The sequence below is a fragment of the Lentzea atacamensis genome (assembly GCF_003269295.1).
GTDB classification, from domain to species: Bacteria; Actinomycetota; Actinomycetes; order Mycobacteriales; family Pseudonocardiaceae; genus Lentzea; species Lentzea atacamensis.
In genome coordinates, this window is sequence record NZ_QLTT01000001.1 from 81560 (window position 1) to 95528 (window position 13969).

16 protein-coding genes are annotated in these 13969 nt (G+C 68.8%); 5 read left to right on the forward strand and 11 right to left on the reverse strand.

Translation table 11 applies throughout. The features are described from left to right. Positions 1–56 precede the first annotated feature (56 nt). Positions 57–992 (forward strand): aldo/keto reductase, encoded by a 936-nt coding sequence (locus tag C8D87_RS00380; protein WP_233441831.1) that lies wholly within the window; start codon positions 57–59, stop codon positions 990–992. Here C8D87_RS00380 and C8D87_RS00385 read toward each other — a convergent pair. The 5 genes from C8D87_RS00385 to C8D87_RS00405 all read right to left on the reverse strand — a co-directional run bounded on the left by C8D87_RS00385 (position 985) and on the right by C8D87_RS00405 (position 4670). Then, positions 985–1197 carry a DUF5703 family protein gene (locus C8D87_RS00385; protein ID WP_112225096.1) on the reverse strand — a complete coding sequence of 71 codons (213 nt, stop codon included), beginning with the start codon at positions 1195–1197 and terminating at the stop codon, positions 985–987. The two genes, C8D87_RS00380 and C8D87_RS00385, sit on opposite strands and share 8 nt — an antisense overlap. Further along, a complete protein-coding gene (locus C8D87_RS00390; protein WP_112226178.1) occupies positions 1194–1850 on the reverse strand; it encodes a YncE family protein in 657 nt (218 codons plus the stop codon). The genes C8D87_RS00385 and C8D87_RS00390 overlap by 4 nt, the downstream gene beginning before the upstream one ends. Positions 1851–1926: 76 nt before the next feature. Then, the gene (locus C8D87_RS00395; protein WP_215732117.1) at positions 1927–2868 is read right to left on the reverse strand and encodes an RNA-guided endonuclease InsQ/TnpB family protein; all 942 of its coding nucleotides are present in this window, start codon (positions 2866–2868) and stop codon (positions 1927–1929) included. A 96-nt stretch (positions 2869–2964) separates the two neighbouring features. Then, positions 2965–3645 (reverse strand): carbonic anhydrase, encoded by a 681-nt coding sequence (locus C8D87_RS00400; RefSeq protein ID WP_170166265.1) that lies wholly within the window; start codon positions 3643–3645, stop codon positions 2965–2967. A 59-nt stretch (positions 3646–3704) separates the two neighbouring features. Beyond that, the gene (locus tag C8D87_RS00405; RefSeq protein WP_112225100.1) at positions 3705–4670 is read right to left on the reverse strand and encodes an aldo/keto reductase; all 966 of its coding nucleotides are present in this window, start codon (positions 4668–4670) and stop codon (positions 3705–3707) included. 71 nt (positions 4671–4741) lie between these two features. Here C8D87_RS00405 and C8D87_RS00410 point away from each other — a divergent pair, with 71 nt between their 5' ends. The 3 genes from C8D87_RS00410 to C8D87_RS00420 are packed head-to-tail and all read left to right on the forward strand — an operon-like array spanning position 4742 to position 7318. Further along, on the forward strand, positions 4742–5791 hold the full coding sequence (locus tag C8D87_RS00410) for an LLM class F420-dependent oxidoreductase (RefSeq protein WP_112225102.1): 1050 nt from the start codon (positions 4742–4744) through the stop codon (positions 5789–5791). Next, on the forward strand, positions 5788–6615 hold the full coding sequence (locus C8D87_RS00415; RefSeq protein WP_112225105.1) for an undecaprenyl-diphosphate phosphatase: 828 nt from the start codon (positions 5788–5790) through the stop codon (positions 6613–6615). Before C8D87_RS00410 ends, C8D87_RS00415 begins: the two co-directional genes overlap by 4 nt. A 10-nt stretch (positions 6616–6625) precedes the next feature. After that, complete coding sequence (locus C8D87_RS00420; RefSeq protein WP_215732118.1) at positions 6626–7318, forward strand: histidine phosphatase family protein; 693 nt, start codon at positions 6626–6628, stop codon at positions 7316–7318. Here the strand turns inward: C8D87_RS00420 and C8D87_RS00425 are convergent. Both C8D87_RS00425 and C8D87_RS00430 read right to left on the reverse strand, forming a co-directional pair. Next, positions 7290–8468 (reverse strand): RNA polymerase sigma factor, encoded by a 1179-nt coding sequence (locus tag C8D87_RS00425; protein ID WP_233441832.1) that lies wholly within the window; start codon positions 8466–8468, stop codon positions 7290–7292. The two genes, C8D87_RS00420 and C8D87_RS00425, sit on opposite strands and share 29 nt — an antisense overlap. Then, on the reverse strand, positions 8465–8839 hold the full coding sequence (locus tag C8D87_RS00430; RefSeq protein ID WP_112225106.1) for a YciI family protein: 375 nt from the start codon (positions 8837–8839) through the stop codon (positions 8465–8467). The genes C8D87_RS00425 and C8D87_RS00430 overlap by 4 nt, the downstream gene beginning before the upstream one ends. 110 nt (positions 8840–8949) lie before the next feature. Here C8D87_RS00430 and C8D87_RS00435 point away from each other — a divergent pair, with 110 nt between their 5' ends. After that, the gene (locus C8D87_RS00435) at positions 8950–9399 is read left to right on the forward strand and encodes a YybH family protein (RefSeq protein ID WP_112225108.1); all 450 of its coding nucleotides are present in this window, start codon (positions 8950–8952) and stop codon (positions 9397–9399) included. A gap of 86 nt (positions 9400–9485) precedes the next feature. Here C8D87_RS00435 and C8D87_RS00440 read toward each other — a convergent pair whose 3' ends face one another. The 4 genes from C8D87_RS00440 to C8D87_RS00455 all read right to left on the reverse strand — a co-directional run bounded on the left by C8D87_RS00440 (position 9486) and on the right by C8D87_RS00455 (position 13964). Continuing rightward, entirely contained in the window at positions 9486–11012 is a 1527-nt protein-coding gene (locus C8D87_RS00440; RefSeq protein ID WP_112225109.1) for a M4 family metallopeptidase, read from the reverse strand. A gap of 368 nt (positions 11013–11380) precedes the next feature. Next, on the reverse strand, positions 11381–12499 hold the full coding sequence (locus C8D87_RS00445) for a site-specific integrase (RefSeq protein ID WP_233442004.1): 1119 nt from the start codon (positions 12497–12499) through the stop codon (positions 11381–11383). Further along, positions 12496–13542, reverse strand: a complete 1047-nt coding sequence (locus tag C8D87_RS00450) for a threonine aldolase family protein (RefSeq protein ID WP_112225110.1) — start codon at positions 13540–13542, stop codon at positions 12496–12498. The genes C8D87_RS00445 and C8D87_RS00450 overlap by 4 nt, the downstream gene beginning before the upstream one ends. Before the next feature lie 50 nt (positions 13543–13592). After that, positions 13593–13964: a DUF4180 domain-containing protein gene (locus C8D87_RS00455; protein WP_109642483.1), complete on the reverse strand. Its 372-nt coding sequence runs from the start codon at positions 13962–13964 to the stop codon at positions 13593–13595. Positions 13965–13969: the final 5 nt, after the last annotated feature.

Genomic DNA, 13969 nt, shown 5'->3' on the forward strand with positions numbered 1-13969 from the left:
GGAGGGGCCCTGAGCGGGTCTGGCTCTGGCCGGGCACGCGGGTGATGCTGTGGATCATGCGATACCGACTGTTCGGCCGGACGGGTCTGCGAGTGTCCGAGTTGTTGCTGGGCACCATGGCGTTGCGGTCGGAGGAGGAGGCGCGGCGGGTGCTCGACGTGTACGCCGATGCCGGTGGGAACTTCCTGGACACGGCTTCGGCTTACGGGGAGAGCGAGGAGGTCCTCGGTGTGGTGATGGAGCGGCGGGACCGGTTCGTCGTGGCGACGAAGTACACGTTGTCACGGGACGTGCGGGATCCGAACGCGGGCGGGAACCACCGCAAGAACCTGGTGCTGTCGCTGGAGCGGAGTTTGCGGCGGCTGCGGACGGACTACGTGGACGTGTTGTGGGTGCACCTGTGGGATCGCCACACGCCGGTCGAGGAGACGATGCGGGCGTTGGACGACGTGGTGCGGGCGGGGAAGGTGCTCTACGTCGGGGTGTCGGACGCGCCGTCGTGGTTCGTGGCGCGGGCGAACACGCTGGCGGAATGGCGGGACTGGACGCCGTTCTCCGGGTTGCAGGGGCCGTACAACCTGGTGCGGCGTGACGTCGAGCGGGAGTTGTTGCCGATGGCGTCCGCGTCGGGGATCAGCGTTGCGGCGTGGGCGCCGTTGGCTCAGGGAAAGCTTTCCGGCGGCACGCAACGGGCGGGGCGGCTCACCGAGCGGGAGGAGAGCGCGGCGCGGGCTGTGCGGGCGGTCGCGGAGGAGCTGGGGGCGGCGCCGGCTCAGGTGGCGCTGGCGTGGGTGCGGCGCGATGGCGTGTTGCCGCTCGTCGGGGTGCGTACGCCGGAGCAGCTGGCCGGTTGTCTGGGCGAGGTTGTGCTGCCGCCGGAAGCGGTCGCGCGCCTGGAGGCGGCGGCCCCGTTCGAGCGGGGCTTTCCGGCGGACTTCATCGCGGAGTGCGAGGCGAGCCCGTTCGCGTTCGGCGAGGCTGTTGTCAGGTGATGAGGCCTGGCAGCAGCGAGGGCTGGCGCTTGCGGCGCAGCCAGACCTTGCGGGAGCCGTCTCCGTAGAGCAGCGTGCGGGAGAGTTCCCAGCCCGCGAACTCGGCGTGGATGGCCAGCTGCGTGGTCGCGGTGCGGCGGGAGATACCGGGCGGCAGACGCAGCGGCCGGTACTCCCAGTCCCCGTCGATCACCCCTTCGTTCATGGCGAGATCACCTGTATCCCTCCGTTGTCGCCGGACGTGACCGTGACGAGTCCGGTCTCCTGGTCGACGCTGACCGTGTTGGGTTGACGCACGGTGGGGAACCGGTGTTTCTCGGTCGGTTCGCCACCGGCGACGTTGAGTCCGACGACCTCGTTGCGCTCGGTGAGGGTGATCCACGCGATGTCGCGCTTGGCGTCGTAGGCGATGCCGTACGGGCTGCCGGGGACGGGGTAGCGCTGGCGCATGATCAGCGGGTTGACGGAGAACGCGATGAACTCGCCGCCGCGGGTGTCGACGACGAGCAGGCGTCCGTAGCGGTCGGCGACGCCGTTGGTGGCGCCGTCGCCCGCTCGCAGTCCGGTGCCCCTGACCTCGGCGCCCTTGTCGTCGGTGGTCATCTCGAACACCGCGCTGCGCAGCCTGTCGAGCTCGACGTTGCGGCCGTTGACCTGGAACTTCAGCGTGGTGCCGCCCTCGGTGAACGATCCTCCGGGCGTGACGTCGCCGGGGACCGTGCCGTTCTGGGCGGGGGAGTGGGCCGGTGTGGCGGCCTCGAGCGTCTCCGCGACCTGCAGAGGATCGGACGACCCCTCGCTCTGTCCGCACGCGGCCAGCGTGGCGGTGGTCAAGAGCAGAGCAGCGAGCCGGCGCAAGATCGGATCCTCCTGAGGTACGTCGTGGTCTACCAGCATCCCGGAAGGGAGCTCAAAGGTCACGCAAGGGGTGGGGTCAACTTCTCGGCTGGAAGGACCGAGCATATGTTCGGTCCTTCCACGCGAGTCGCGTTCCTCGTTCACCACTGGCTGTGGTGAACGGGCCGCATCTACCGGCGGCTCGGACAGGCGCCGGTAAGGGCACGTTGACAAGCGCCCACGCGCGCCGTGCGCGATCCCGAATGTTCACGGCGGCGACGACGTCGGCGGGCCCAGCGAGACCGCACCGGCGACAAGAGAACGAGTCCCTGCTGGGACGGTTCGAACGGTCGGTGTATTTGCATCTGGGACACATTTGTGAGGTGTAGCGGGCGTCTACCTGCAGCATTGGCACGCCAGCCCGGCGGGCTTTGTAGGTGATGTGCTGTTCGAGCTGGCGGAAAGGCCACGAGGACTGGATGGCTCGCTGGTGCCGATGAAGCCGTACCCGGTCGCGGATGCCCTGCAGTTCTTCCAGGGCGATGCCGCGGCCGGTGCGTTGGGCAACAGCCACGATGTCCTTGGCGATGCGATGGTTGATGTGGGTGGAGTGCCGGGCCTCGCGACGTGCGCGTGTCTTGAGGTGACGATTCGCCGACTTTGTCCGCTTGGCCTGAAGCTCTGCGCGTTTGTGGGCATGCCAACGGCGATACCGTTGCAGCCGACGGCCCCTGAAGTTGTCCCCGTCCGACGTAGTGGCCAGATTGGTGATACCTCGGTCCACACCGATCCAGTCAGCGGGCTCGAACACCTCTGGCTCAGATACTTCGCAGGTGGCGATCAGAAACCACGAACCGTCGCGGAACAGCAGATCCGACTCGCCTCGGCGGTGGACCCGCAGTGTTGCGAGCTGATCAGCCGAGCCGATGTGCCGGAGGTCCTTGAGCCGCCCGTCCGTGGTCCATATGGACACCGTCGCTGCCAACGCCGCCGCCTGGGCCGGCGTCGGCAGCAGCCTCACCGGCACCACCAGCTTCACGCGGGTGATCGTATCGAACGCATGTTCGCGCATGGCGTCTGCAATGGCCTGGCGCCAGTAGTGCAGCTATTTCTATAGCTTCAGTGCAGACTAAAATTAAATCCCGTCAAGTCGCACGACCCTGCCCGAGCTCAAGTCATAAAAAGCCGCAACGACACCAAGGGCGCCCCTGGTCACGGCCTCGCGGATGATGACGCTGCGTTCTTGCAGGATGGCGGTGGTGCGGAGGGCTTGCTCGGCGACGCACGCGGCGAGGAACGAGCGGTCGTCGGCTCGCGGGGCGGTGGCGCGGACAGCGGGTTCGATGGTGCGGACGAGGGTGCTGATGTCGCCGGTGACGTGGCCTTTTCCGCGGACGACGTCGATGGTGGCGCTGACGGCGCCGCAGCCGGCGTGGCCGAGCACGACGACGAGCGGCACGTGCAGGTGCTCGACGGCGTATTCGATGCTGCCGACGACGCTGGAGTCGAGGACCTCGCCGGCGGCGCGGATGGTGAAGATGTCGCCGAGGCCGTCGTCGAAGACGATCTCGGGTGGGACGCGGGAGTCCGCGCAGCCGAGGACGCAGGCGAAGGGGTGCTGGCCGTCGACGAGTTGTTCGCGCCAGTGGCCGGTGGCGTGGGGGTGGACCTGGCGGCCTTCGACGAAGCGCTGGTTGCCTTCGAGGAGGCGGTTCCAGGCGTCGTCGGCTGCTGTGGTTCCGGCGGTGGCGGCGGGTGTGGTGACCAGGGCGGTCGCGGAGAGGCCGACGAACGCGCGGCGTGTCAATCCGGGCACGGCGGGCAACGTAGCCCTGGTCCGTTCGGCCCAATGCTGCGGGGTTGTGCTGGAACGGTTCAGGGCATGGGGCGTTCGGGGTAGCCGAGTTCGACGGCGCTGACGTCGTCGAGTGCGGCCCGGATGGCGGGTGGGAGTGTCAGCTGTTCGGTTTCGAGGGAGGCGATCAGCTGGTTGGTGTCGCGGGCGCCCACCACGGGTGCGACCACTCCTGGCCGGTCGCGGACCCAGGCCAGGGCCACGCACAGCGCCGAGGTGCCGAGTCCGTCGGCGGCGGTGGCGACGGCTTGCACGATGCGGGCGGCGCGTTCGTTGCGGTGTTGTTCGACGTAGCCGGCGAAGTGCGGGGATGCGCCGCGGGAGTCCGGTGGTGTGCCGTTGCGGTACTTGCCGGTGAGGACTCCGCGGCCGAGTGGTGCCCAGGGCAGGAGTCCGATGCCGTGGTGGGCGGCGGCGGGGGCTACTTCGCGTTCGATGCCGCGTTCCAGCAGTGAGTACTCGACCTGGGTGGAGATCAGCCGGAACGTGGTGGGTGTGAGGGCGGCGGTGGCGAGTTGCCAGCCGCTGTAGTTGGAGACGCCGGCGTAGCGGACCTTGCCGGAGGTGATGGCGTGGTCGAGGGCGGACAGTGTCTCCTCGATCGGTACGCCCGCGTCCCAGGCGTGCAGTTGCCACAGGTCGATGTGGTCGATGCCGAGGCGTCGCAGTGATCCGTCCAGTGCGGTGAGGAGTGCGCCGCGTGAGGCGCCTCCGCCGAAGGGGCCTTCGGTGCGGCGGGCGACTGCTTTGGTGGCGATGACGAGTTCGTCGCGGGGGACGACTTCGCTCAGGAGGCCGCCGAGGATGCGTTCTGCTTCGCCGTCGGTGTAGACGTCGGCGGTGTCGATGAGGGTGCCGCCGGCGTCGGCGAAGGCCATGAGCTGGGTGGCGGCCTCGTCCGCGTCGGTGTCGCGGCCCCATGTCATCGTGCCCAGTGCCGTCCTGGACACGCGGAGGCCGCTGCGGCCGAGGTATCGCTGTTCCACGTGCGCGATGCTAAGGGGTGATCATCGGCTGAGCCTGGCAATCGGTGTTACTGACCGGTAGGGTCTCGCCCGTGAAGCTCGGATTGAACCTCGGATACTGGGGCGCCGGCAACGACGCCGCGAACCTGGAGCTGGCCAAAGAGGCCGACCGGCTCGGCTTTTCGGTGGTGTGGGCCGCGGAGGCCTACGGCTCCGACGCGCCTACGGTGCTCTCGTGGGTGGCCGCGCAGACCGAACGGATCGACGTCGGTAGCGCGATCTTCCAGATTCCGGCGCGGACGCCGGCGATGGCGGCGATGACCGCGGCGACGCTGGACACCCTGTCGGGTGGCCGGTTCCGCATGGGTCTCGGCGTGTCGGGTCCGCAGGTGTCGGAGGGCTGGCACGGTGTGCGGTTCGACAAGCCGCTGGCGCGCACGCGTGAGTACGTGGAGATCGTGAGGCGGGCGTTGTCCCGCGAGAAGCTGCGGTTCGAGGGTGAGCACTACACGTTGCCGCTGCCCGACGGTCCCGGCAAGGCGTTGCAGCTGACGGTGCATCCGGTGCGTGAGCGGATCCCGATCTACCTGGCTTCGGTGGGTCCGAAGAACCTGGAGCTGACGGGCGAGATCGCGGACGGGTGGCTGGCGATCTTCTTCTCGCCGGAGTACTCCGCGGAGTCGCTGGCGAGCGTGAAGGCCGGCCGGGAGAAGGCCGGGAAGACGATGGACGGGTTCGACGTCGTTCCGACCGTGCCGTTGATCGTCGGTGACGACTGGAAGGCGTGCGCTGACCCGGTCCGTGCCTACACCGCGCTGTACGTGGGCGGTATGGGGTCGCGTAAGCAGAACTTCTACAACAACCTGATGGTGCGCATGGGTTTCCCGGCTCAGGCCGAGGAGATCCAGGAGAAGTACCTGGCCCGCGACTACGCCGGTGCCATGGCGGCGATCCCGCTGGAGTTCCTGGACGCGACGTCGCTGCTGGGCCCGAAGGAGCGCATAGCAGACAAGATGAAGGCCCTCGCCGCCGCGGGGGTCACCACGCTGTCCGTTTCGCCGATGCTGCAAGATCTCGAGCAGGGGATCGCGGGCCTTCGCACCGCGGCCGAAGCTCTGGATCTGGCAGGAGTGGGTAGTTGAGCTGGTTGCAGGCTCTGGTCCTCGGACTGGTCCAAGGACTGACGGAATTCCTGCCGATTTCCAGCAGTGCGCACCTGCGCATCACGTCGACGCTGTTCTTCGGCAACGACGCGGGCGCTTCGTTCACCGCGGTCATCCAGCTGGGTACCGAGGTGGCGGTGCTGATCTACTTCGCCAAGGACATCGGGCGGTTCATCGGCGCCTGGTTCCGCGGCCTCTTCAGCGCGGAAGCGCGCAAGGAGAAGGACTACAAGCTCGCCTGGTACGTGATCATCGGTTCCGTGCCGATCTCCATCCTCGGTTACCTGCTGAAGGACGAGATCCGGACGTCGGCGCGCAACCTGTGGATCACGGCGACGATGCTGGTGGTGTTCGGTCTGCTGCTGGGTCTCGCCGACCAGCTCGCGAAGCACCAGCGTGACGAGCTGCGGATGAAGGACGCGATCGGGATGGGCCTGGCGCAGGCGCTGGCGCTCATCCCGGGCGTGTCGCGTTCCGGTGGCACCCTGACCGCGGGTCTGTTCCTGGGTCTGACGCGTGAGGCGGCGGCGCGGTACTCGTTCCTGCTGGCGATTCCGGCGGTGTTCGGTGCGGGGTTGTTCTCCATTCCGGACGTGCTGGAGCGCACCGGTGAGGGTGTGCAGGCGTCGATCCCGCAGATGATCGTGGCGACGCTGATCTCGTTCGTGGTGGGTTACGCCACGATCGCGTGGTTGTTGAAGTACGTGTCGAAGCACTCCTACTCGGCGTTCGTGTGGTACCGGCTGATGCTGGGCCTGGTGCTGATGGGGCTGCTGTCGATGGGATTGCTGCAACCGATCTAAGGTGGGTGGCGTGGCCACCGTGATCCTGCTCCGACACGCTCGTTCCACCGCCAACGGTTCCGGTGTGCTCGCCGGGCGATCGCTGGGTGTCGGGTTGGACGAACGCGGGCGGGCGCAGGCCGCCGCACTCGTCGGCCGGTTGAAGGACATTCCGGTGAGCGCGGTCGTGTCGTCTCCTCTGCAGCGTTGTGAGGAGACGCTGGCGCCGTTGCTGGCGGATCGTGCCCTGGAAGCGGTCGCGGAGCCGGACGTGTCCGAAGTGGACTACGGCGCGTGGACCGGGAAGGCGCTCAAGGACCTGCTGAACGAGCCTTTGTGGGCGGTCGTGCAGCAGCATCCGTCCGCTGCGATCTTCCCGGACGGTGAGGGGCTCGCGTTCGTGCAGGCGCGTGCGGTCGCCGCGGTGCGCGCGCACGACGCCAGGGTCACCGACGAACACGGGCCGGGCGCGGTGTGGGTGCTGTGCTCGCACGGCGATGTGATCAAGGCCATTCTCGCGGACGCGCTGGGCGTGCACCTGGACGGTTTTCAGCGCATCGTCGTCGACCCGTGTTCCATCTCCGTGGTGCAGTACACGCAGACGCGGCCGTTCGTGTTGCGCGTCAACGACAACGGTGGCGATCTGACGGGGGTGGTGCCCGCGGCGCCGCCGCAGGAGGAGCCGTCGTCGGACGCTACCGTGGGCGGCGCGACCGGGACCTGAGGTAGCGCTGTTCCGGCACGCTCAGCGTCCGCTTCGCCGCCCGCTCGTACTCCTGCCGGGCCTGTTCGTGTTGTCCTTGCAGGTCGAGGAGATGTGCTTTCACGGCGTGGACGCGGTAGTGGTCGAGGTCCAGTGTGGAGAGTTCCTGCAGCGCCTTGTCCGGTCCGTGGACCATCGCGACCGCGACGATCCGGTTCAGCGCGACCATCGGGCCGGGAGCGATCACGGTGAGCAGCTCGTAGAGGCCGAGGATCTCGTGCCAGTCGGTGTCTTCCGCGGTCTTGGCCTCGGCGTGCACGGCCGCGATCGCCGCCTGCAGCTGGTACGGGCCGATCTCCGCGGTTTTCAGCGCTGTGCGGATGAGCTCGGTGCCCTCGGCGATGGCGTGGGCATCCCACTTCGAGCGGTCCTGTTCGGTGAGCGGGACCAGCGCGCCGTTGTCGTCGGTGCGGGCGGGCCGGCGGGCGTCGGTGAGCAGCATCAACGCCAGCAACCCGGTGACCTCGCCGTCGTCGGGCCTCCTGCGATGGAGTTGCCGGGTCAGGCGGATCGCTTCGGCGGTGAGGTCGACGCGGACGAGGTCGTCTCCGGAGCTCGCGGTGGAGCCCTCGGTGAAGATCAGGTAGAGCACGTGCAGGACCGCCGTCAGGTCCTGCGGCGCCCGGAACTTCGCGCCTTTGATCTTCTGCTTCGCGCGGCTGATCCGTTGCGCCACAGTCGCTTCCGGTACGAGGAACGCCCGCGCGATCTCCGCGGTGGTGAGACCTCCGACCGCGCGGAGCGTGAGCGCGATCTGCGAGGCCGTCGTGAGGCTCTCGTGGCAGCACAACGCCAGGATTGTGAGCGTGTCGTCCTGCGCGGGCGCCGGATCCGGCGGGGGAGGCGTGAGCGCGACGACTTTCTCCTCGCGCTGGCGCCGTGCCGTGTCGGACCGGTACTGCTCGATCCACCGGCGGCTCGCCGCGGTGATCAGCCAGCCCTTGGGGTTGTCCGGGACGCCCTCGACCGGCCACTGCTGTGCTGCGCCGAGCAGTGCTTCCTGCACGGCGTCCTCGCACACGTCGAACTGCCCGTGGCGGCGGACGAGCACGCCGAGGACCTGCGGCGCCAGTTCGCGCAGCAGGCCCTCGATCTCTGGCGTGAGCCTCACATGTCGTCCAGCATCGACATGTCCCAGACGGGCCGGACCTCGATGCCGTCGTTGTGGGCGTCGGGCAGCGTCGCGGCGTGGGCGATGACCTGGTCGATGGTGTCGGCCTCGACCAGGTAGAAGCCGGCCAGGTACTCCTTGGCCTCGGCGAACGGCCCGTCGGTGACCACGACCTCGCCGCCCCGGATGCTCACGCCCTTGCCGGTCTCCGGTCCGGGGAGGCCTTCGCTGACGATCAGCTCCCCGGAGGCGCGCAGCTTGTCGGTGAGGTCGTAGTGGGCCTGGCCGAACTCCATCTGCTGCTCTTCGGTCAGCTTCTCCCACGCCGCCCGCGACTTCGGGTTGCTGTAGATCAGGATCAGGTACTTCACTTCCGGCCTCCAGGCTCGTCGGCTGGCTCGAAAAATCTTCTCACCGCCATGTCGAGACCGCGGGCCGTGCTTCGACACCGGGGTGTCACTTCGAGACGGAGGTTTCCGCGATGACTCACACGCTGGTGCAGGACGAAACCGCGATCCGCGCGTTGTTCACCGGGCAGGAGGAGGGCATGCGCCTGCGCGACCCGGCCCGCATCGTCGCGCGCTACGCCGACGACGCGGTGACGTGCACGCTGGCGCCGCCGCTGCGCAACACCGGCCTGGACGCCCGCGACCCGGAGGCGCTGGCCGGCTGGATGGCCGGGTTCACCGGGCCGATCACCCTGGAGCACCGGGACCTGTCGGTGGCGGTGTCCGGTGACGTGGCGTTCGTGCACGGGCTGGCGCGGCTGGCGGCGGTGCCGGTCGGTTACCCCGAGGGTTTCTCCATGTGGATGCGCAAGACCGTGGGGCTGCGGCGCCGGGACGGGCGGTGGCTGGTGACGCACGAGCACGAGTCGGTGCCGTTCTACATGGACGGGTCGTTCCTGGCGGCCACCGATCTGGAGCCCTGAGCGGGCTCGGGCGAGCGAAATGTGCCGAGGCCCGGACCGTGCAGGGGGTCGGTCCGGACCTCGGCGCTTCTTTCGGTGGCGGGTCCTTACTTGACGTTCACCGCGGCCCAGGCACGGTTGACCGCCGTGTACTCGGCGCTGCTCGCGCCATGGAGGTCGGCCGCCGCCGCGAGCGTGCCCGTGCGGGCCGCCGCGTACTTGGTGCTGGAGGTGAACTTCGTGGTCAGCGCGCGGTACCAGATCTTCTCGGCCTTGGCGCGGCCGATGCCGGTGACGGGCTGGTTGTCGTAGGTGGAGGAGTCGTAGGCGACGCCGTTGATCGTCTTCTGGCCGCTGCCCTCCGACAGCAGGTAGAAGAAGTGGTTGGCGATGCCCGAGGAGTAGTGCACGTCGACGTTGCCGGCGCTGGGCGACCAGTAGTCGAGGCTGCGGCCGTCCCTGGAGGGCTTGTCCATGTAGCGCAACGGCTTGCCGTCGCCCCGGATGTTGATCTTCTCGCCGATCAGGTAGTCGCCCGCGTCGGAGGCGTTGGCGGCGTGGAACTCCGTGGTGGAGCCGAAGATGTCGCTGGTGGCCTCGTTGAGGCCGCCGGACTCGCCGGAGTACACCAGGCCCGCGGTGGCCGAGGTGATGCCGTGCGACATCTCGTGCGCGGCCACGTCGATCGACGTCAGCGGGTTGCGGTTCTGGGCGCCGTCGCCGTAGGTCATGCAGAAGCAGGAGTCCGACCAGAAGGCGTTGACGTAGTTGTTGCCGTAGTGGACCTTGCTCAGCGCGCCCACGCCGTTGTTCTTGATGCCGCTGCGGCCGTGGACGTTCTTGTAGTAGTCCCACGTCTTGGCCGCGCCGTACGCCGCGTCGACGCCCGCGGTGGCCTTGTCGGTGTGGGTGCCGTTGCCCCACTTGTTGTCCGCGTCGGTGAACAACGTGCCGGTGCCAGAGCCGTTGTTGAGGTTGTTGACGGCCTGGTTGCCGCGTGCCGGGTCCTTGAGCTGGAACGTCGCGCCGGACTGGGTCGTGCTCAGGCCGACGGTGCCGCTGTAGGTGGACTGGCCGGTGCCCTCGGCGACGTGGACGCCGTCGTAGGTCAGCAGCGTCTCACCGGTCTTGGCGTCGGTGAACGTGTGCAGCTCGCTCGGTGTCTGGTCGTCCTCGATGCTGTGCGTGACGGTCTCCCACGCCAGCACGGGCGCGTGGTCCAGGGCGAACACCACGAGCTTCGCGCCGGACTGAGCGGTGGCGGGCGCCGAGGTGTCGAGGCCGGACAGGGAGGCCTCTGACGCCTTCGTGACGGCGGTGACCTGGCCGGCCTTCTGGGCGACGACGAGGTCGCCGCCGATGACCTTCAGGCCGTTGAGCGTGCGGTCGAACCGGAAGTGGTGCGTGCCGTCGGCGTCGCGCACGACGTCACGCGGGACGAGCTGTTCGCCACCGGACAGGCCGAGGGCGGAGGAGATCGTCCCCGCCTGCTCGGCCGCCGCGTGCAGTGCTTCCTGGCCGGCCGGCAACGGGTTCACCGGCTGCGGAGCCGCGTTGGCCCCCAGGACGCCCGCGGAGGCGAGTACCGCCGCGGACATCAGGGCGGTCGTGACGCCCAGGGTTGTGCGTTTCATGCGAACGCTCCTGTTCCGGTGCAGGGAGTGAGCGTTCCGGCGTTACAGGGATGCCGGAACGACCACCGTGGAACAGCACGACCATCGTCTCGATGACCGGGCGTGGTGATCGTATTGCTCTGAGTGCATGGGAAGGGCCACTCCCAGAATGCGAGATTACTTCACGAATTGAGCTGCTTCGCTGGTCAGGAGACCGGATTTTGTCCGGATGGTGGAACAAAAGAGCAGCTCAACCAGTGTGGAAACACAACGGAAACGTCCCGTGCCGCTCCTGCGGACGGCGCAGTCCGCTGCTCCGGGTAGCGCAGCCCTACCGGAGGGGATCTTGTTTAGAGTTAACCGCCCGGCCTGAGACCTGGCTCACAAACTCAGAGGCCCAAGCGGGTGACCGCGTTGTCCTCGAGCGGGTTCGCGGTCCGGATGTAGCGGTGCACCGTGCGCGGGTTGGTCCACCGGCCCTGCCGCATGATCTCCCGGTCACTGGCCCCGCCCAGCGCCGCCTGCGTCGCGAACCCCGCCCGCAGCGAATGCCCGCCGAAGAGCGCCGGATCCAGCCCCGCCTTCAGCGCGTAGCGCTTCACCAGCTCCGCCACCGCGCGACCCGACATCGCCTTCACCCCGACGCCGCCGTGCCGGTTGATCACCGGGAACAACGCCCCCTGCCGCCGCGCGCCGTCGTAGCCGTGGCAGCGGTGCAGCCCGTTCTCGGTGATGTCCTTGCCGTCCAGCACATCCGCCCAGTCCGCGAACGCGCACACCGGGCACGTCGGCCGCCTGCTGCCGCGCGGCAACACCACCGACTGCTGATGCCTGCCCGTCTGATCGGTCTTCGTCGTCCCCAGCCGGATCAGCAGCAACGGCTCGTGCGTGCGCGGATCCACATCGACCGTGACGTCCTCGAACTCGATCCCCGCCAGCTCGCTGCGCCGCAGTGCCCCCGCGAAACCCACGAGCAGCAGCAACGCGTCCCGGGCTCGCGCGGGACCCTCCTGCGGGCGTTCTCGCAGCAGCGCCTCCAGCGTGTCGAGCAGCACCGGCCGCTTCCGCCTCGGCTGCGACTTCCGCGACCGGCGAACACCCCGCAACGTCAGCCGCACGACATCACTGCGCGTCGGGCTCGGCAACCCGTTCGCCGCGTGCACCGCCGAGATCGCCGCCGACTTGCGCTCCAGCGTCGACGCCCCGAACGCCGGCGACCCGTCCGGCTTCACCGTGTCCGCCGCCGCCGCCAGGTACACCGCCACGTCCAGCGGATCCGCCGGCAGCGCCTGCCGGCCCTCGGCCTGGCACCAGCCCGCCCACGCGATCCAGTCCGACCGGTACGCCCGCACCGTGTTCGGCGACTGCGCACTGCGCAGATAGCTGCTCAACGACGCCGCCTGCTCGTCGTCGAACCTCTCACGCACCCGCGCGAGCGCGTCGGTATCGATCAGCACCGAGTGCGACACCCGCACCAGCGCGTGCTGGACGGGTTCGGGCAGGCTCACACCCGCGATGGTAGCCCTCTGATCAACTCCACCACCTCGCGCGGCGTGAACTCCAGCGCCCCGATCCCCACGCTCACCTCGAAGCTGCACCGCCCCGGATCCGGGTTCGACCGCGCGTACAGGAACAGCCTGATCCCCTCGTCCTTCAGGAGGTTCTCCGCCGCCAGCTGAGTTTGCAGCCGGGGCATCGGCAGATGGACGTGGAACAGGGGAGTGACCGGGACCTCCGGTGTGGTGTGCGCGAACCCGTCCTCGTTGATCGCCCTCGCCAGCGCCTGCCCGTGGTGCTTGAACTCCGTCATCCGCGGCAGGTTCTCCTCCAGCCCCATCAACGCGATCGCCGCCAGCGGCCACGCGTCCACGATCGCCCCGCCCAGCCTGCGCCGCCACACCGCCGCGTGCTCGATCGTCTCCGCGTCACCGGCGAGCACGGCACCCCGGACACCCTCGAGTCCTTTGTAGAGCGACACGTACACCGTGTCGAACAACGCCGCGATCTCCGGCAGCGACGCGTCGTACCCGGTCTGCGCCTCCCAGATCCGCGCGCCGTCGCAGTGCGCCGCCGCCCCGTTGTCCCTGGCCCACCCGGTCTGCTTCGCGAGGTCGCCGAACTCCGGCAGCTGCCCGCCGATGTCACGCTGCGGCAGCTCGAAAACGACCGCGGCGAGTGGTTCGCCGACCGTGCCGAGGTCGTCGAGGGTGAGCAGCGCGTTGCGGTCACCCACCGGATGGAACCGCAACCCGTGCACCGCGCTGTAACCCTGGTTCTCCCACACGTGCAGATGCGACTGCGGATGCCCCGCGAACGCGTGCCGGCCGGTCCGCTCGGCGTGCACCCGCAACGCCGTCTGCTGCGCCATCGTCCCCGACGGGAAGAACAACGCGCGCTCCTTGCCGAGCAGGCCCGCGACCCGTTCCTCCAGCTCCCGCACCGGATCCTCGGGCCTGACGCCCGGAGTCATCCACTCGGCGAGGCGGCGCACCACCTCGTGCGGCGACCGGCGCGGACCGGAGTGGTTCGACAGTGAACGGCGGATGTCCATGCCTGCGAGCCTACCTATTGCAAGTGATTTGCAATAGGGGTTCGTCGTGATCAGGCCGCGGCGCTCAGGCGCGCGTCCAGCTCCGCCTCGTCCGCGACGAACCACAGCTGCCGCCCGTTGTTCGACTCGCGGACGAAGTCGCGCAACGCCGTGCTCTCCGCCACGAACCCGGAGATGTCACCGACCACCACGACCCGGAACCCGTACTGCTGCAACTTCTGCACCACCGCACCCGCCACCCGCGTGCGCAACCGGAAGAAGTCCTCGGTCAACCGCGCCACCGGCAACACCAGCCACTGCACGTCCTGTCCCCACAACGTGCCGATCAAGTCCACGGCGGACTGCTCATCGGCGATCGGCGGGCCGTCCGGGGCGCACATCAGGACCGTCGCGCCGTGGCGCGTCTGCACAACATCAGGCATGGCCC

Bases quoted from the DNA above. Each gene is read 5' to 3' on its own strand.
- C8D87_RS00380 (WP_233441831.1), top strand. From the start codon at position 57: ATGCGATACCGACTGTTCGGCCGGACGGGTCTGCGAGTGTCCGAGTTG.
- C8D87_RS00385 (WP_112225096.1), bottom strand. From the start codon at position 1,197: ATGAACGAAGGGGTGATCGACGGGGACTGGGAGTACCGGCCGCTGCGT.
- C8D87_RS00435 (WP_112225108.1), top strand. From the start codon at position 8,950: ATGACTCACACGCTGGTGCAGGACGAAACCGCGATCCGCGCGTTGTTC.
- C8D87_RS00440 (WP_112225109.1), bottom strand. From the start codon at position 11,012: ATGAAACGCACAACCCTGGGCGTCACGACCGCCCTGATGTCCGCGGCG.
- C8D87_RS00450 (WP_112225110.1), bottom strand. From the start codon at position 13,542: ATGGACATCCGCCGTTCACTGTCGAACCACTCCGGTCCGCGCCGGTCG.
- C8D87_RS00455 (WP_109642483.1), bottom strand. From the start codon at position 13,964: ATGCCTGATGTTGTGCAGACGCGCCACGGCGCGACGGTCCTGATGTGC.